General features: G+C 73.8%; 13 protein-coding genes. 3 read left to right on the forward strand and 10 right to left on the reverse strand.

Going from position 1 to position 17,575, the window contains the following annotated elements:
* Window positions 1-8 precede the first annotated feature (8 nt).
* The 9 genes from EEW87_RS05820 to EEW87_RS05860 all read right to left on the reverse strand — a co-directional run bounded on the left by EEW87_RS05820 (window position 9) and on the right by EEW87_RS05860 (window position 11,835).
* Window positions 9-2,864, reverse strand: coding sequence for an FAD-binding and (Fe-S)-binding domain-containing protein (locus tag EEW87_RS05820; protein WP_123092816.1), 2,856 nt, complete (start codon window positions 2,862-2,864; stop codon window positions 9-11).
* A 55-nt stretch (window positions 2,865-2,919) separates the two neighbouring features.
* Complete coding sequence (locus EEW87_RS05825; RefSeq protein WP_123092815.1) at window positions 2,920-4,902, reverse strand: TIGR03960 family B12-binding radical SAM protein; 1,983 nt, start codon at window positions 4,900-4,902, stop codon at window positions 2,920-2,922.
* 177 nt (window positions 4,903-5,079) lie between these two features.
* Window positions 5,080-6,936 (reverse strand): AMP-dependent synthetase/ligase, encoded by a 1,857-nt coding sequence (locus EEW87_RS05830; RefSeq protein WP_205473783.1) that lies wholly within the window; start codon window positions 6,934-6,936, stop codon window positions 5,080-5,082.
* 153 nt (window positions 6,937-7,089) lie between these two features.
* The gene (locus tag EEW87_RS05835) at window positions 7,090-8,220 is read right to left on the reverse strand and encodes an FtsW/RodA/SpoVE family cell cycle protein (protein WP_123092814.1); all 1,131 of its coding nucleotides are present in this window, start codon (window positions 8,218-8,220) and stop codon (window positions 7,090-7,092) included.
* A 16-nt stretch (window positions 8,221-8,236) separates the two neighbouring features.
* Window positions 8,237-9,196 (reverse strand): bifunctional riboflavin kinase/FAD synthetase, encoded by a 960-nt coding sequence (locus tag EEW87_RS05840; RefSeq protein WP_123092813.1) that lies wholly within the window; start codon window positions 9,194-9,196, stop codon window positions 8,237-8,239.
* A gap of 50 nt (window positions 9,197-9,246) precedes the next feature.
* Window positions 9,247-10,200 carry a tRNA pseudouridine(55) synthase TruB gene (truB, locus tag EEW87_RS05845; protein WP_123092812.1) on the reverse strand — a complete coding sequence of 318 codons (954 nt, stop codon included), beginning with the start codon at window positions 10,198-10,200 and terminating at the stop codon, window positions 9,247-9,249.
* Complete coding sequence (rbfA, locus tag EEW87_RS05850) at window positions 10,197-10,640, reverse strand: 30S ribosome-binding factor RbfA (RefSeq protein ID WP_068274885.1); 444 nt, start codon at window positions 10,638-10,640, stop codon at window positions 10,197-10,199. Before rbfA ends, truB begins: the two co-directional genes overlap by 4 nt.
* Before the next feature lie 70 nt (window positions 10,641-10,710).
* Entirely contained in the window at window positions 10,711-11,046 is a 336-nt protein-coding gene (locus EEW87_RS05855; RefSeq protein ID WP_123092811.1) for a hypothetical protein, read from the reverse strand.
* A 231-nt stretch (window positions 11,047-11,277) separates the two neighbouring features.
* A complete protein-coding gene (locus tag EEW87_RS05860; RefSeq protein ID WP_148041602.1) occupies window positions 11,278-11,835 on the reverse strand; it encodes a DUF4190 domain-containing protein in 558 nt (185 codons plus the stop codon).
* Window positions 11,836-11,968: 133 nt separating this feature from the next.
* On the opposite strand from EEW87_RS05860, the gene EEW87_RS05865 reads away from it, so the two are divergent.
* The 3 genes from EEW87_RS05865 to EEW87_RS05875 all read left to right on the forward strand — a co-directional run bounded on the left by EEW87_RS05865 (window position 11,969) and on the right by EEW87_RS05875 (window position 14,470).
* Window positions 11,969-12,535 carry a hypothetical protein gene (locus EEW87_RS05865; RefSeq protein ID WP_123092809.1) on the forward strand — a complete coding sequence of 189 codons (567 nt, stop codon included), beginning with the start codon at window positions 11,969-11,971 and terminating at the stop codon, window positions 12,533-12,535.
* Window positions 12,536-12,632: 97 nt separating this feature from the next.
* Window positions 12,633-13,226, forward strand: a complete 594-nt coding sequence (locus EEW87_RS05870) for a copper chaperone PCu(A)C (protein ID WP_123092808.1) — start codon at window positions 12,633-12,635, stop codon at window positions 13,224-13,226.
* Window positions 13,223-14,470, forward strand: coding sequence for a Dyp-type peroxidase (locus tag EEW87_RS05875; protein ID WP_123092807.1), 1,248 nt, complete (start codon window positions 13,223-13,225; stop codon window positions 14,468-14,470). Before EEW87_RS05870 ends, EEW87_RS05875 begins: the two co-directional genes overlap by 4 nt.
* Window positions 14,471-14,546: 76 nt before the next feature.
* Here EEW87_RS05875 and infB read toward each other — a convergent pair whose 3' ends face one another.
* On the reverse strand, window positions 14,547-17,471 hold the full coding sequence (gene infB, locus EEW87_RS05880; protein ID WP_163562385.1) for a translation initiation factor IF-2: 2,925 nt from the start codon (window positions 17,469-17,471) through the stop codon (window positions 14,547-14,549).
* Window positions 17,472-17,575 lie beyond the last annotated feature (104 nt).

Genomic DNA, 17,575 nt, shown 5'->3' on the forward strand with positions numbered 1-17,575 from the left:
CAGCGGGGTCAGCGGGTGAGGAGCTCCACGAGGTGGATCGCCTCGCGGTCGGAGAGGTCGGCGACCTGGGTCTGGCAGGAGAAGCCGTCGGCGAGGACGACCGCGTCGGGCGCGGCCTCCATCGCCGGCAGCAGCTGCTGGCGCGCCACCTCGACGGACACCTCGTAGTGGCCGAGCTCGACCCCGAAGTTGCCCGCGAGCCCGCAGCACCCGCCGAGCCGCTGCACGGTGGCGCCGGTCCGGGCGAGCAGCGCCTCGTCGGCCTGCCACGTCATCACCGCGTGGTGGTGGCAGTGCGGCTGCGCGACGACGGTCGTGCCGGTGAGGTCGGGCGCGCTCCAGCGGCCCTCGTCCTGCGCCAGGACGAGCAGCTCGGCGACGGTGCGCACGCCCTCGGCGACCGAGCGGGCCGTGTCCGTGTCGACCAGACGCGGCAGGTCGTGGCGCAGCGCTGCGGTGCAGCTCGGCTCGAGACCGACGACCGGGACCCCGGCCGCGACCGCCGGCGCCAGCGCCTCGCTCGCCTGCGCGAGGGTGCTCGCCGCCCGGTCGAGCTGTCCGGTCGAGATGAGGGTGAGCCCGCAGCAGCCCCGCTCCGCCGGGACGAAGGGGGTGTACCCCGCCTGCCGCAGCAGCGTCACCGCGGCCTGGCCGACCCGTGGCGAGAAGTGGTCGGTGAAGGAGTCGACGAAGATCGCGACGGGGTGGTCGAGGCCGGCGGCGTCGCCGGCCGGACGGACGAGGCCCTCGCCGTCGGCCCAGGCCCGGAAGGTCTGGCGCGCGAAGGTCGGCAGGTTGCGGCGGGGGTCGACGCCCGCGAGCGGCAGGGTGAGCCGCTTGGCCCCGGGCAGCGAGGTGAGGGCGTTGACGACCCGGGGCATGCGGGAGGCGATCCGCGAGAGCTCCGGCAGCCGGCCCAGCGAGTAGTGCGAGCGCGGGCGCAGCCGCCCGCGGTAGGTCTGGTGGAGCACCTCGGCCTTGTACGTCGCCATGTCGACGCCGGTCGGGCAGTCGCTCGCGCAGCCCTTGCACGACAGGCACAGGTCGAGGGTCTCGTGCACGGCCGGGTCGCGCCAGCCGCCGCTGATCGTGCCGCCGTCGAGCATCTCCTGCAGCGCGCGGGCGCGGCCGCGGGTCGAGTCCTTCTCCTCGCGGGTGGCCAGGTAGCTCGGGCACATGACGGTGCTCGACGTGCCGGCGGCCCGGCACTTGCCGACCCCGGTGCAGCGGTGCAGCGCCTGGCTGAGGTCGCCGTCGTCCTCGGGGTAGGCGAAGGCGAGCCCGTCGCGCGACCGGGTCACCGGGCGGGCGCGCGGGATGCGCAGCGAGGCCTCGGCCGGGTCGGGGTCGACGAGGACACCGGGGTTGAGCAGCCCGTGCTCGTCGAAGGCGTGCTTGACCGCGCCGAAGAGCGAGATGACCTCGGGCGAGTACATCCGCGGCAGCAGGGCGCTGCGGGCGCGCCCGTCGCCGTGCTCGCCGGACAGCGAGCCCCCGAGCGAGGCGACGAGGTCCGCGGCGTCCTCGACGAGCGAGCGGTAGCGGGCCGGGGCGCCCGGCGAGGCGAGGTCGACGTCGAGGCGGATGTGCAGGCAGCCGTCGCCGAAGTGGCCGTACGGCAGCCCGGTGACGTCGTGCTCGGCGAGCAGCGCGTCGAGCCGGCGCAGGTACTCGCCCATGCGCTCGGGCGGCACCGCGGCGTCCTCCCACCCGGCGTGCGCCGGCCGGTCGCGCGGCGAGCGGCTCGACAGCCCGGCGCCGTCCTCGCGGATGCGCCACAGCGCCCGCACCTCGGCCGGGTCGGTGACCACCCGTGCCTCGACGGCCGGGATCTCGGCGACGACGCGGCGGGCCGCGGCCATCGCCTCGCCCTCGTCGGCCCCGGTGACCTCGACGAAGAGCCAGGCGGCCCCCTTCGGCAGGTCCGGCACGGCGGCCGGGCCGCGACGGCGCGCGGTGACCTCGACGATGCGGCGGTCGATGCCCTCGGCGGCCACGGCGCCGAGCCCGCGCAGCAGGTGGGCGACGTCGCCGGCGGCGTAGATGTCCTCGAAGCCGAGCGCGACGAGGCAGGTCGCCGGCGGGTCGGTGACGAGGCGGACCCGGGCCTGGGTGACGACGGCGAGGGTCCCCTCGGAGCCGACGAGCATCCGCCCGACGTCGCGGCCGTGCTCGGGCAGCAGGTGCTCGAGGGCGTAGCCGCTCACCTGCCGCCCGAAGCGGCCGAGCTCGGTGCGGATCGTCGCGAGGTGGTCGTCGGTGAGCGCGGTGAGGCGGGAGACGAGGTCGTCGGCGCCGGTGAGCGAAGGGGTGCCCCCGACCCCCGTCGTCGTCTCGACGGCGCGGCCGTCGGCGAGCAGCAGGCTCATCGCGGCGATGTTGTCGGACGTGCGTCCGTAGCCGAGCGCGCGGTTGCCGCAGGCGTTGTTGCCGATCATCCCGCCGATGACGCAGCGGGTGTGGCTGCTCGGGTCCGGGCCGAAGCGCAGGCCGTGCTGGCGCGCGCTCGCCTGCAGCGTGGCGTGCACGGTGCCGGGCTCGACGAGCGCGGTCCGGCTCTCCGGGTCGACCTCGAGCACCCGCCCGAGGTGACGGCTGGTGTCGACGACGATGCCCGGGCCGATCGCGTTGCCGGCGCACGAGGTGCCCGCACCGCGTGCCGTGAGGGGCACGCCGGTGCTGCGGGCGACGGCGAGCGCCGCGGCGACCTCGTCGGTGTCGCGGGGCAGCACCACCGCGCGCGGGGGCACGCGGTAGATCGAGGCGTCGGCCGCGTACATGCCGATCGACAGCGGGTCGGTCCGCACGTCGGCGATGCCAGCACGGCGCAGCTCGGCCCCGAGGTCGTCCAGGCTCACGCTCATGCGCGCCATCCTCTCCCGGACCGCGGGGCCGGCCCCAGCCGGTCCCGCAGCGTGGTCACGCCCCGCGGACCATCGACTCCTTGCCCGAGCCGAGGACGGTGAGCGGCAGGAGGGTCTTGCCGGTCGGGCCGACCTCGATGTCGGTGCCCATCTGCGGGCACACGCCGCAGTCGAAGCACGGGGTCCAGCGGCAGTCCTCGACCTCGGTCTCGTCGACCGCGTCGAGCCAGTCCTGCCACAGCCACTCCTTGTCGAGCCCGGAGTCGATGTGGTCCCAGGGCAGGACCTCGCTCTCGCCGCGCTCGCGGGTGGTGTACCAGTCGACGTCGACGCCCGTGCCGGCCAGGCCGCGCTCGGCGCCTGCCATCCACCGCTCGTAGGAGAAGTGCTCGCTCCAGCCGTCGAAACGACCGCCGTCGCGCCACACCTCCTCGATGACCCGGCCGATGCGGCGGTCGCCGCGGCTCAGCAGGCCTTCGACGATGCCGGGCTTGCCGTCGTGGTAGCGGAAGCCGATGGAGCGCCCGTAGCGCTTGTCCGAGCGGATCGCCTCACGCAGCTTGGCCAGGCGGGCGTCGGTCTCCTCGGCGGAGAGCTGGCTGGCCCACTGGAAGGGGGTGTGCGGCTTGGGCACGAAGCCGCCGATGGAGACGGTGCAGCGGATGTCGTTGTGCCCGGCGACCTGACGACCGGTCTCGATGACGCGCTTGGCGACCTCAGCGATCTGCAGGACGTCCTCGTCGGTCTCCGTCGGCAGGCCGCACATGAAGTACAGCTTCACCTGGCGCCAGCCCGCGCCGTAGGCGGCGGAGACGGTCTTGATGAGGTCGTCCTCGGTGACCATCTTGTTGATGACCTTGCGGATCCGCTCGGATCCCCCTTCGGGCGCGAAGGTGAGCCCGGAGCGACGACCGTTGCGGGTCAGCTCGTTGGCGAGGTCGATGTTGAAGGCGTCGACGCGGGTCGACGGCAGCGACAGGCCGGTGTTCGTGCCCTCGTAGCGGTCGGCCAGGCCCTTGGTCACCTCGGCGATCTCGGAGTGGTCGGCCGAGCTCAGCGAGAGCAGGCCCACCTCCTCGAAGCCGGTGGCCTGCAGGCCCGCCTCGACCATCTCGCCGATGCCGGTGATGGAGCGCTCGCGGACCGGGCGGGTGATCATCCCGGCCTGGCAGAAGCGGCAGCCGCGGGTGCAGCCGCGGAAGATCTCGACCGACATCCGCTCGTGGACGGACTCGGCGAGCGGGACGAGCGGCTTCTTCGGGTAGGGCCACTCGTCGAGGTCCATGACCGTGTGCTTGGCGACCCGCCACGGGATGCCGCTCTCGGCCGGCGCGACGCGCTGGATGCGCCCGTCGGGCAGGTAGGACACGTCGTAGAAGGCCGGCACGTACACGCCACCGGTCTCGGCGAGACGGCGCAGCAGCTCCATCCGGCCGCCGGGCGAGCCCTGGGCCTTCCACGCCCCGATGATGTCGGTGGCCGCGAGCACCGCCTCCTCGCCGTCGCCGACGATGGCGGCGTCGATGAAGTCAGCCACGGGCTCGGGGTTGAAGGACGCGTGACCGCCGATGAGGACGATCGGGTCGTCGTCGGTGCGGTCGGCCGCGTGCAGCGGGATGCCCGCGAGGTCGAGCGCGGTGAGCATGTTCGTGTAGCCCAGCTCGGTCGAGAAGGACAGCCCGAAGACGTCGAAGTCGCGCACCGCGCGGTGGCCGTCGACGCTCAGCTGGGGCACCTCGTGCTCGCGCATGAGGGCCTCCATGTCCGGCCACACCGCGTAGGTGCGCTCGGCGAGGGCGTCGTCGCGCTCGTTGAGCACCTCGTAGAGGATCATGACGCCCTGGTTGGGCACGCCCACCTCGTAGGCGTCGGGGTACATGAGGCACCACCGGGTCGTGAGGTCCTCGCCACCGGGGCCGCGTCCGCCGCAGTCCCAGTCCTTGACCGTGGAGTTCAGCTCGCCCCCGACGTACTGGATGGGCTTGCTGACCCGCTCGAGCAGCGGCTCGAGGTCGGCGAAACGAGACTGTCCAGACATGGGTTCCAGGGTAGGTCCCGCCCGCCACCAGCCCAAACGGCCGCCGACGAAGGGGTGTCGGCCCCCCTTCGCGCGGCGGGGAGCGGGGAGGCTGCCGCCGTGCCTCCCGCCCCGTGAGTCGAAGAAGGATCGTCACCTCGAGGTGACGATCCTTCTTCGAACCAGCGAGGGCGGGCGTCAGCCGGCGTACATGCCGTCGATGTCGCCCTTGAACTTGTCGGCGACGACGCGGCGGCGCAGCTTCAGGCTCGGGGTGAGCTCGCCCTCCTCGACGGAGAGGTCGCGGCCGAGGATGGTGAACTTGCCGATCCGCTCCCACTTGTTGAGACCAGAGTTCAGCTCGTCGACGTACCCCTGGACCATGTCGCGGGCCTGGGCCGAGGAGACGATCTCCTCGTACGACGCGTCGCCGAGGCCGTTGGCCTGCGCCCACGGCTTGATCGCCTCCTCGTCGAGCGTGACCAGCGCGGTGACGAAGTGACGCCCCTCGCCGTGCACGAGCAGCTGACCGACGTAGGGGCACAGGCCCTTGAAGGTCGACTCGACCTGCGAGGGGGCGACGTACTTGCCGTTGCTCGTCTTGAAGAGGTCCTTCTTGCGGTCAGTGATCCGCACGAAGCCCCGCTCGTCGATCTCGCCGATGTCACCGCTGTGCAGCCAGCCGTCGGCGTCGAGCGTCTCGGCGGTCGCCTCGGGGTTGTCGTGGTAGCCCTGCATGACGCCCGGGCCGCGCATGAGCACCTCGCCGTCCTCGGCGATGCGCACCTCGGTGCCGATGAGCGGCCAGCCGACGGTGCCGGTGCGCTGGGCGTACGGGCGGTTGACCGTGGCCGCAGAGCTCGTCTCCGTCATGCCGTAGCCCTCGAGGATGGTCAGGCCGGCGCCGTTGAACCACTGCGCGATGTCGGTGTTGAGCGCCGCCGAGCCGGAGATGAAGAAGCGGATGCGCCCGCCGAAGCGGTCCCGCACCTTCGACAGGACGAGCTTGTCGGCCACGGCCAGCTGGGCCTTCTGCACCGGGCTGAGCGAGCGCCCCTCCTGCTCGGCGTCGGCCCGGGCCCGGCCGAGGTCGGAGGCCCAGCGGAAGAGCTTGAGCTTGGCTCCCCCTTCGGCCTCCATGCCCAGGCTCACCCGGGCGTAGACCTTCTCGAAGATGCGCGGGGCGGCAGCCATGAAGGTCGGCCGGACGACCGCGAGGTTGTCGACGATCTTGTCGATCCGCCCGTCGACGGCGGTCGACATGCCGGTGGCAAGCGTGAGCATGAGCAGCTGCTTGCCGAAGACGTGGGCGAGCGGCAGCCACAGGTACTGCACGTCGTCCTGCGTCATCATCCCCGTCGCGGTCGTCGCCGCACCCTGGTAGGTCCACGCCGAGTGCAGCAGGCGCACGCCCTTCGGACGGCCGGTCGTGCCGGAGGTGTAGATGATCGTCGCGAGCGAGTCCGGGCCGGTGCCCTCGATGCGCTCGTCGACGACGCCGGGGGTGGCCTCGAGCACGGCCTGCCCGCGCTCCTCGAGCTCGTCGAGGGTCACGACCCAGTCGTCGCGCTCGACGCCCTCGGGGTCGACGACGACGACCGTGCGCACGTCGGGGATGACCTCGCGGACCTCGCGCAGCTTGGCCACCTGCTCGGCGTCCTCGGCGATGACGACGACGGAGCCGGAGTTGTCGAGGATGTACGCGACGTCGTCGGCGATGGTCGTCGGGTAGATCGTCGTCGTCGCCGCACCGGCGGCCATGATCGCGAGGTCGCCGAGCACCCACTCGATGCGGGTGCTGCACGCGATCGCGACCCGCTCCTCGGCCTCGACCCCGAGGTCGACGAGACCGGCGGCGAGGCGCCACACGCGGTCGCCGAGCTGGGCCCACGTCATCTCGCCCCAGGCGACGCCCTCGGGGTAGCTGTAGGCGGCGCGGTCGGGGGTGGCGGCGATCCGCTCGCGCAGCAGGTGGCCCACGCTCGGGGCCGGGTTCGCCAGCACAGCGGCGTCGTAGGTCTCGTCACTGGGCAGGTTGACGTGGGTCGCGCTCAACGGGGGGCTCCTCGATAGCAGTCGGCCCCCGGCGCCGTCGACGGGGGTCTGTGGTGCACGACCTTCGCATCTGGAGGCGCCGCTGTCACGGGTTCGCGCCCGAAAGTTGCCGCGGAGTGACCCGATCCGCCTCCAGGACAGCCGGATCCGGGCTCAGCGCTCGCGCGGGGCGGCCGACACGACGAGCGCGACCGCGAGCCAGCAGGCGAACATCGAGCTGCCCCCGTAGCTGAGGAAGGGCAGCGGCAGCCCGGTGACCGGCATCACCCCGAGGTTCATCCCGACGTTCTCGACGACCTGCACGCCGAACCACGTCGCGACGCCGACGCACACGAGCCGCCCGAAGTGGTCGGCCCGCGCGGCGGCGAGCCCGATCCGCGCGACGAGCAGGCCGTAGAGGGCGATGATCACCGCCCCGCCGAGGAAGCCGAGCTCCTCCCCCGCGACGGAGAAGACGAAGTCGGTCTCCTGGAAGGGGATCCGGCCCGACTGCGTGAGCTCGCCCGCCCCCAGGCCCGACCCGAGCAGCCCGCCCGAGCCGATCGCCTCGCGCACCTGCTGGGTCTGGTAGCCGATGCCGAGCGGGTCCGCGCTCGGGTCGAGGAAGGTCGTGAGGCGGTCGCGCTGGTAGCCGCTGAGCACCGGCGTGGTGAAGGCCGCGAGCACGGCCCCGCCGGCGACGAGCGCGAGACCGGCGAGCCAGGGCCACCTCGCCCCCGAGGCGACGAGCACCCCGACGGACAGCGCGAGCAGGACGAGGGCGGAGCCGAGGTCGGGCTGGGCGAGGACGAGCAGGACCGGCACGCCGACGACGGCACCGGAGACGAGGACGTCGCGCGTCGTCGGCGCCCGGCCGCGCTCGGCGGCGTCGGCGAGGACCATCGGCAGGGCGACGCACAGCGCCACCTTCGCCAGCTCGGAGGGCTGGACGGACAGCCCCACCGGCAGCTCGACCCAGGACCGCGAGCCGTTGACCGTCGAGCCGAGCGGCCCGAGGACGACGACGAGCGCGGCGACGCTCAGCAGGTAGAGCACCGGGGCCAGCGCGCGCAGGGTGTGCCGGTCGAGCCGCAGGAGGGCGCCGGCCATGACGAGCCCGACGGCGAGGTTGACGAGGTGCTTGACGAAGACGGTGGAGCCCGCGTCGGCGCGGGTCGCCGAGCCGACGAGCAGGGCGCCGACGAGGCTGAGCACGAGCGCGGTGACGACGAGGACGACGTCGCCGCGCAGGAGCAGCTCGCGCACCCGCCCGCCCGGGCGCCGGGCGGTCGCGGTCGGGCTCATCACGCGGCCGCGACGATCAGGGCGCGGTGACGCCGAGGACGGCGCGGGTGCGCTCGACGTCGGTGCTCATCGCGTCGAGCAGCTCGTCGACGGAGGAGAAGCGCAGCGTCGGACGGATCCGCTCGACGAGCTCGACGCCGACCTGCTCGCCGTAGAGGTCGAGGTCGGTGCGGTCGAGGACGTAGGACTCGAGGACACGTCGGACCCCGTCGAAGGTGGGGTTGGTGCCGACCGAGACGGCGGCGGGCAGGCGCCGGTCGGGATGCCCCTCGGGCAGCCCACGCCGCACGAGCCAGCCGGCGTAGACGCCGTCGGCGGGCAGGATGCCCAGGCTGTCCTGGCTCATGTTCGCCGTCGGGTAGCCCAGCTCGCGCCCCCGGTGCTCGCCGTGGACGACCTCGCCGACGACCCGGTGCGGGCGGCCGAGGATCTCGCCGGCGGCCGCGACGTCGCCCTCGGCGAGGAGCCGGCGCACCGCGGAGGAGCTCCAGCGCTCGCCGTCGCCGACGTCGTCGATGACGACGACCTCGAAGCCGTGCTGCTCGCCCAGGGTGCGCAGCAGGTCGACGTCGCCGGTGTAGCCCCGGCCGTACCCCTTCGTGTCCGCGCCGACGACGAGGCAGGTGGCCCCGAGACCCTCGACGAAGGTGGAGACGACGAAGTCCTCGGCGGTGGTCTGGGCGTACTCCCAGGTGAAGGGCACGACGAGGACGCCGTCGACGCCCAGCTCGCCGAGCAGCTCGTCGCGCAGCGCCCCGGGGGCGATGAGCTCGGGCGCCCGCTCGGGGTGCAGGACCTCGACGGGGTGGGGGTCGAAGGTCACCGTGACGGTCGGCAGACCGCGCTCACGACCCTCCGCGAGGAGCCGGTCGAGGATCGCGCGGTGGCCGCGGTGGACGCCGTCGAAGTTGCCGAAGGTCGCCACGCACGGACGCAGGGCGTCCGGGGTGGCCTCGGGAGTGGTCCATCGCTGCACAGCAGCACACTCTACGAAGTCGAGGGGCAGCACGCCGCGCCCGCCCGCCCTCAGCTGCCGGCCGGGGCGAGGACGACGTGCGCCCGCACCCTCGCGCCGGACTCGTCGAGCACCGCGACGAGGGTGCCGTCGGGCCCGATGGCCGCGACCGGCTCGGTGCGCCCGGGCTGCTCCGAGTCGATCCGCTGGCCGTACCCGAGGGCCCGGGCCTGGGCCTCGTCGAGCCGCCGCACGGCGAGCGAGGCGGCCGCCGCGTCGGCGAGCGGGACGAGGGGCATGCTCGCCTCGAGGTCCTCGGCACGCGCGGTGAGCTCGGCGAGGTCCTCCGCGTCGTCGAGGTGGTAGCCGCCGACGCGGGTGCGGGTGAGGGCGGTGAGGTGGCCCCCGACCCCGAGCGCCTCGCCGAGGTCGCGGGCCAGCGCACGGATGTAGGTGCCCGAGGAGACGACGGCGCGCACGTCGAGGTCGACGACGGCGGTGCCGTCGTCGGCGGTCGCAGCACGGCGGTCGAGGACGACGAGCTCGGAGACCGTCACCGGGCGAGCCGGCAGGTCGACCTGCTCGCCGGAGCGCACCCGGGCGTAGGACCGCTCGCCGTCGACCTTGATCGCGCTCACGGAGCTCGGCACCTGCTCGATGTCGCCGGTGAGGGCCGCGACCCCCTGCGCGACCGCGTCGTCGGTCACCGCGGCGGCGTCGACGCTCGCGGTGACCTCGCCCTCGGCGTCGTCGGTGACCGTGCGCTGCCCGAGCCGGATCGTCGCCGTGTACTCCTTGTCGCACCCGACGAGGAAGGTCAGCAGCTTCGTCCCGCGCCCGACGCCGATGACGAGCACGCCGGTGGCCATGGGGTCGAGCGTGCCGGCGTGTCCGACCTTGCGGGTGCCGTACAGCCCGCGGCAGCGGGCGACGACGTCATGGCTGGTCCAGCCCGCCGGCTTGTCGAGGACGACGAGACCGTCGCCGGCGAAGGGGCGACGCGGGCGCGAGGCGGGGCGGCTCACCCTTCGCTCTGGTCCGCGTCCTCGCGGGGCTTCTTGTACGGGTCGGGCTCGCCCGCGTACTGCGCGCCGGTCGCGCTCTGCGCGAGCTGCTCGTCGCGCTCGCGGGTCTGGCGCAGCACGTCGTCGAGGTGCGACGCGGTCTCGGGCAGCGCGTCGGGGATGAGCTCGAGGGTCGGGGTGAGCCGGATGCCCAGCTGGCGGCCGACGAAGGAGCGCAGCTTGCCCTGGTTGGCCTCGAGGACACGTCCGCTGCGCTCGCGCTGGGCGTCGTCGCCGAAGACGGTGTAGAAGACCGAGGCGTGCTGGAGGTCGCCGGTGACACGGACGTCGGTGATCGTCACGAAGCCGAGGTCGGGGTCCTTGACGATCGACTCGAGGTTGCCGGCGATGACCTCCTTGATGCGGTCGGCGATCTTGCGGGCGCGGGCCGGGTCAGCCATGAGGGCACCTCCGTGAGTCGGGACAGGACGAGGACACGGTATGCGATCGCGCGTCCCGCACGGGCACCGGTCAGTAGTCGCCCGGGACGTCGTAGAGGCCCGGGATGGTGCCGAGCAGGCCGGCGACGAAGGCGGCCGCCACGAGGAGCAGCCCGGTGCCGCCGAGCACGGCCCCCGCGACGAGGAGCGGGCGGTGGCGCGAGTCCTCGGCCCCGCGTGCCTGGGTGAGGCCGACGACGGCGGCGACGAGCGCCGCGACGGGGAAGATCCAGCCGATGAACCAGCAGCAGCAGGACGCGGGGATGCCGACGATGCCGAAGACGATCGAGACGATGCCGAGGATCTGCGGGGCCGGGGTGCCCGGGCTCTGCGCGCCGCCGGCCTGGGCGTAGGGGGTGCCGGGCACGTGCTGCGCCCCGTACGGGACCGGTGGGTGGGCCGCACGGGGAGGCACCTCCGGGTACGGCACGTCCGGGCGCGCCGGTCGGCCGTCGCCCGGGACCCCGCCGGGCTGTCCCGGCCCGGGCGGTGGCGGCGGTGGTGTCGTCATGTGCTCCCCCGTCTCAGGTGACGACGCGCCCCGCCCGCGGGAGCGGACGGGGCGCGTCGACGAGCAGCCGCAGGTGGCGGCAGCCGCTCAGTAGTTGTACGTGGCGTTGAGGTCGATGACCCCGGCGGCGACGAGGATCCAGTAGAGGACCGCGATGACCAGGCCGAGGGCACCGGTGGCCAGACCGACGGTGATGAAGGTCTTGAGGTCCGGGCGCGGGTGGGCCTTGGTCTGGTTACGGGCGATGAAGCCCGTGACGAGTGCGACGATCGGGAAGATCGGCAGGGCCCAGCAGCAGCACAGGACGACACCGACGATGCCGAAGCCCATCGAGACGAGGGCGAGGATCTTCGTCGAGTCGCTGCCGGACTTCGGGGCGCCGTACTGGTTCGGCGCGCTGCCGTAGGGGTTGCCCTGCGGGGCGCCGGGACCGGAGCTGCCGTAGGAGGCGCCCGGGGCGCTCGGGTAGGACGAGCCGGAGGGGCCGGACGGGGGCGGGGTGGATCCGGAGCCGGGCGTGGAGCCGGAGCTGGGCGTCGAGCCCGAGCCGGGCGTCGAGCCCGAGCCCGAGGGGTACGGCGACGAGCCGGTCGGGTCGTAGGGCTGGTTGCCGCCGCTGCCGGGCGGAGGAGGAGGCGTGGTCACGAGGATCCCCTGAGAGGTGTTGACGGACACGGTCGGTCGTGCTGCCCGGAGTCTAGGGGCCCACCTGGCCCGGATCGGCGAAGAGCGCGGGCGGCGCGTCCCCCCCGCAGCCGGACCACCTAGCCTGGGGGCCATGACCACCGGACGGCTCCCCGTCGTGAGGGCCGTGCGCAGCCTGGCCCTCACGACGAGCGCTGTGGGTGCCGGGCTCCTCGCCCACTGGCACGCTGGCGGGACCACGCCCCACCCGGTCGCGCTGCTCGTCCTGCTCCTCGTGCTCACCGTGCCGGTGGCGCGGCTCAGCGCACGGCGGGTCTCCCCCGCCGTCGCGACCGTGGTGCTCGGCGCGGGCCAGGGTGCGATCCACCTGCTCGGCGCCCTGGGGGGCACCACCTCCTCGCACGCGTCGTCGCACGGCGGCCACGAGGTCGTGCACCTCGGGCCGCTGCCCGCCGGCTCGACCGACGGCGGCGGGCTGACCATGCTCGGGCTGCACCTCGTCGTCACGCTCGCCCTCGCTGCCCTGTGGTCGCGCGGCGAGCAGGCCCTCTTCGCCGTCGTGCGCCGGCTGCGCCCGCCGGCGCTCCCCCGCTGGTCGGTGCCAGGAGCACCGGCGGTGCTCGTCGCGGTCGTCGCGCCGCGAGCGCGCAGCCTGACCCGGTGGCACCCGAGCCGGGCCCCACCTCTCCCTGTGAGCTGATCCCCCTTCGCGCCTCCCGGCGCACCACCGGACGCACCCCGTGCGCCCGGCCCTGCCCGCACGCCGCGGGCCCCATCGCTCACAGGAGAAGACACCCATGCGCACCACTCACCGCCGCGCCCTGCGCGCGCTCGTCGGCCTCGCCGCCGTCACCACCCTCGCCGCCTGCGGGTCGGGCAAGACGACCTCGACCACGACGGCCTCGTCCTCCTCGGCCGCCTCGACGTCCACCCCGGCGCTCACCGTCACCGACGGCTGGGTCAAGGCCGTCGACGCCTCGCAGGACATGACCGCCGCCTTCGGCACGCTGACGAACACCGGTGACGAGGACGTCGTCATCACCGGCGGTCGCTCCGACCTCGCCGGGATGGTCGAGGCCCACGTCATGAGCAAGGACGAGAACGGCGCCATGGTCATGGAGGAGGCGAAGGACGGGCACACCGTCCCCGCCGGGGGTGAGCTCGAGCTCACCCCCGGGGGCGCCCACCTCATGCTCATGGACCTCTCGAGCGACGTCGTCGCCGGCGAGGACTACGTCGTCACCGTGACGACGGCGGACGGCCAGGAGGTCGACCTCACCTTCGCCGGCCGGGAGTTCTCCGGCGCCGAGGAGGAGTACGCGCCCGACATGCCCGGCATGTCGCACGACGGGCACGGCGAGACCTCGGCGACGTCGAGCTCGAGCCGATGACCCCCGGCTCCTCCGGGGGCCACGGGCTGCGTCGTCGGACCCTGCTCGGGTCCGGCGTCGGCGCCGCTCTCGCCGGCTCGGCGGCCGTGCTCACGGCCGCCGGCCCGGCGCGGCCGGTCGCAGCCGCGGCCGAGCAGACGTCACCCGGACCGCGCACCGTCGCCTTCTACGGCGACCGCCAGGCCGGGGTGACGACGCCCCCGCAGACCCACACCCGGTGGGTCGCCCTCGACCTCGCCCGTGGCAGCGACCTCGCCGACCTGCGCCGTGTGCTGCGGATGTGGACGCAGGACCTCGCCCGGATCACGCAGGGCGTGCCGCCGCTGGCCGACCACACCCCGGAGCTGACCCTCGACCCCGCTCACCTCAGCGTGACCGTGGGCCTCGGGCGGAGCGCCTTCGCCCGGCTCGGGCGGCTCGACCTCGCGCCGCCGTGGCTGCGGGACCTCCCCTCCTTCGCGACCGACGCGCTGCAGGACCGCTGGAGCGGGGGCGACGTGGTGCTCCAGATCGGGTCGAGCTCGCTCGAGGCCACGGCCCGCGTCCAGCGGGCTCTCGTGCGGGCGGCCGGCTCGACGACGACCTCGCGGTGGACCCAGGCCGGGCACCGCGGCCCGTCGCCCGAGCCGTCGTGGGCCACGCAGCGCAACGCCTTCGGCCAGGTCGACGGCACCGTGCAGCCGGCCGTCGACGGGCTCGACGACGACCTGCTGTGGCGCGACGCGAGCAGCGGGGCGTGGGAGCACGCGAGCACGCTCGTCTTGCGCCGGGTCGCGATGAACCTCGACACCTGGGAGCAGCTCGACGGGCACGCGAAGGAGGCGGCGATCGGCCGCCGCCTCGGCGACGGCGCCCCGCTCACCGGCGGCGGGGAGCGCACTCCCCCGGACCTGCACGCGACGGACGCCGACGGCCTCACCGTCATCGACCCGTCGTCGCACATGGCCCGAGCGATGCCGCGCGAGCCGTGGGAGCGCTTCCTGCGCCGGCCGTACTCCTTCGAGCTGCCCGGGGCCGACGACGTCGGCACGCTCACCCGCGCGCAGACCGCGCGCTCGGCCCACGGCCTGCTCTTCGCGGCCTACTGCGCCGACGCCCACCGCCAGTACGTGCCCGTCCAGCGCCGCCTCGCCGAGGCCGACCTGCTGAACATCTGGACGGTCACTACCGGCTCGACGCTCGTCGCGGTCCTGCCGGGGGTGCACCCGGGTGAGGCCCTCGGCGAACGGGTCCTCGACGGCTGAGCCGGCCCGGGCACGACGAAGGGGTGACCCTCCCCGCGTGGGAGGGTCACCCCTTCGTCGTGATGATCCGGGCGTGTCAGGCGCGCGGCTTCTCGCGCATCTCGTAGGTGGCGATGAGGTCATCGAGCTGCAGGTCGTTGTACGACCCGAGGTTGATGCCGCACTCGAAGCCCTCGCGGACCTCGGTGACATCGTCCTTGAAGCGCCGCAGACCGGCGATCTCGACGTTCTCCGCCACGACGACACCCTGGCGCGTGATGCGCGCCTTCGTGCCGCGCTTGATCTCGCCGCTGCGCACGATGGAGCCGGCGATGTTGCCGAACTTGCTCGAGCGGAAGATCTCGCGGATCTCGGCGGTGCCGAGCTCGACCTCCTCGTACTCCGGCTTGAGCATGCCCTTGAGAGCCTGCTCGATCTCCTCGATCGCGTTGTAGATGACCGAGTAGTACCGGATCTCGACGCCCTCGCGCTCGGCGACCTCGGCGTTCTGGCCCTCGGCCCGCACGTTGAAGCCGATGATGATCGCGTCGGACGCCATCGCGAGGTTGATGTTGTTCAGCGTGATCGCGCCGACGCCGCGGTCGATGATCCGCAGGTCCACGTCGTCGCCGACGTCGATCTGCAGCAGCGCGTCCTCGAGCGCCTCGACCGAGCCGGACACGTCGCCCTTGAGGATGAGGTTGAGCGTGTCGATCTTGCCGGCGGCGATGACCTTGTCGAGGTCCTCGAGGCTGATCCGCTTGCGCGCCTTGGCCAGCGAGGCCTGACGGTCCGCGGCCTCGCGCTTCTCGGCGATCTGGCGCGCGGTGCGGTCGTCCGGCGCGACGACGAAGGTGTCGCCGGCGCGGGGGACGCTCGACAGGCCGAGCACCTGGACCGGACGGGACGGGCCCGCCTCGTCGAGGGTGTTGCCGTGCTCGTCGAGCAGCGCACGGACGCGTCCGTAGGCGCTGCCGGCGACGATCGCGTCACCGACGTGCAGGGTGCCGGCCTGGACGAGGACGGTGGCGGTCGCGCCGCGGCCCTTGTCGAGGTTGGCCTCGATCGCGACACCACGGGCGTCACGGTCGGAGTTGGCCCGCATGTCGAGCGCCGCGTCGGCGGTGAGCAGGACGGCCTCGAGGAGGCTGTCGATGTTCTGCCCCTGACGGGCGGAGACGTCGACGAACATCGTGTCGCCGCCGTACTCCTCGGCGATGAGGTTGTACTCGGTCAGCTGACCGCGCACCTTCATCGGGTCGGCGCCCTCGACGTCGATCTTGTTGACGGCGACGACGATCGGCACGTCCGCGGCCTGGGCGTGGTTGAGCGCCTCGATGGTCTGCGGCATGACGCCGTCGTCGGCGGCCACGACGAGGATCGCGATGTCGGTGACCTTCGCACCACGGGCACGCATGGCCGTGAAGGCCTCGTGACCGGGGGTGTCGATGAAGGTCAGCGCACGGTCGACGCCCTCGTGCTCGCGGTGGATCTGGTACGCACCGATGTGCTGCGTGATGCCACCGGCCTCGCCGCCCTGGACGTCCGCGTTGCGGATCGCGTCCAGGAGGCGCGTCTTGCCGTGGTCGACGTGACCCATGACGGTGACGACCGGCGGACGCGGCGAGAGGTCCTCGTCCTCCTCGTCGGCGATGCCCGTCTCCAGGTCGATGTTGAAGGAGTCGAAGAGCTCGCGCTCCTCCTCCTCCGGCGAGACGATCTGGATGTCGTAGCCGAGCTCGGCGCCGACCAGCTCGAAGGTCTCCTGGTCCAGCGACTGCGTGGCCGTGGCCATCTCGCCGAGGTTGAAGAGCACCGTGACGAGCGACGCCGGGTTGGCGTTGATCTTGTCGGCGAAGTCGGTCAGGGACGCACCCTGACGCACGCGGACGACCGTCGTGCCGTCGCCCCGGGGGACGATGACGCCGCCGATCGACGGCGCCTGCATCTGCTCGAACTCCTGGCGCTTCGCACGACGGCTCTTGCGCTGCTTGTTGCGACCGCCACCGCGACCGAAGGCACCCTGGGTGCCGCCACGACCGCCGGGACCACCGCGGTAGCCGCCGGGACCACCGCCACCGGGACGACCGGGGCCACCCGGGCCACGACCGGCGGCGCCACCACGGGCACCGGGACCGCCGCGGGGGCGCTCACCGGGACGCGCGACCGAGCTGCTCGCCGGCATCATGCCGGGCGTCGGGGCACCCGGACGGGGACCGCCCGGACGCGGGCCGGCCGCACCGGCGCCGGCACCCGCCGCGCCACCGGGGCGCGGGGGACGCTGACCCGGACGAGGCATGCCCTGGGCGGGGGCGAAGGGGTTGTTGCCGGGACGGGGGCCGCCGGAGCCGCCACCGCCGTCACGACGGGTCCCCATGCCCTGCGAGGAGGCGAAGGGGTTGTTGCCGGGGCGCGGCGCACCGCCACCACGGGTGCTGCCCGAGCGCGGAGCGGCGCCGGGGCGACCGCCACGGTCACGGGCGGCAGGCGCCTCGGGACGGCTGGGGCGCGGACCCGGGGTCGGACCGCCGGCGGCGGGACGTGCCGGGGCCTCGGGCTGGCTGGGGGCCGGGCGCGGGCCGGGCGTGGCGCTCGGCTTCTCCGCAGGGGCGGCCTGGGGCGCCGGGCTCGGCGCGGGGGCCGGGCTCGGGGCAGGGGCCGGAGCCGGGGCGGCGGGTGCCGCCTCGGCGGGCTTCGGGGCAGCAGGGGCCTCGGCCGGCGTGGGGGCCGCCGGGGCGGGAGCTGCGGGGGCAGGGGCCGCCGGGGCCTTCGGACCCGGACGGGGGCCGGGCGAGGGGGCAGCACCGGACGCGGGCTTCGCGGCGGGTGCGGACTCCTTGGCGGCGGACTTCTTGCCGGCCGGGGCGGCCGGGGGGTTCTCCTGGACCCGGCGCACGACCGGGGCCTCGATGGTCGAGCTCGCGGACTTCACGAACTCGCCCATCTCCTTCAGATGCGCCAGCAGATCTTTGCTGGACACGCCGAGCTCCTTGGCGAGCTCGTGGACACGGACCTTAGCCACGTTTCTCCTTCTCCTGGTCCGCGTCGATTAGAAGAAGGCGCGGACCGTCGTCAGTGCAGGGGGATGCTCATCGCTGAGTACTCATCGGGTGCTCATCAGCGTCA

This window comes from Janibacter melonis (assembly GCF_003721155.3).
Taxonomy (GTDB): Bacteria; Actinomycetota; Actinomycetes; order Actinomycetales; family Dermatophilaceae; genus Marihabitans; species Marihabitans melonis.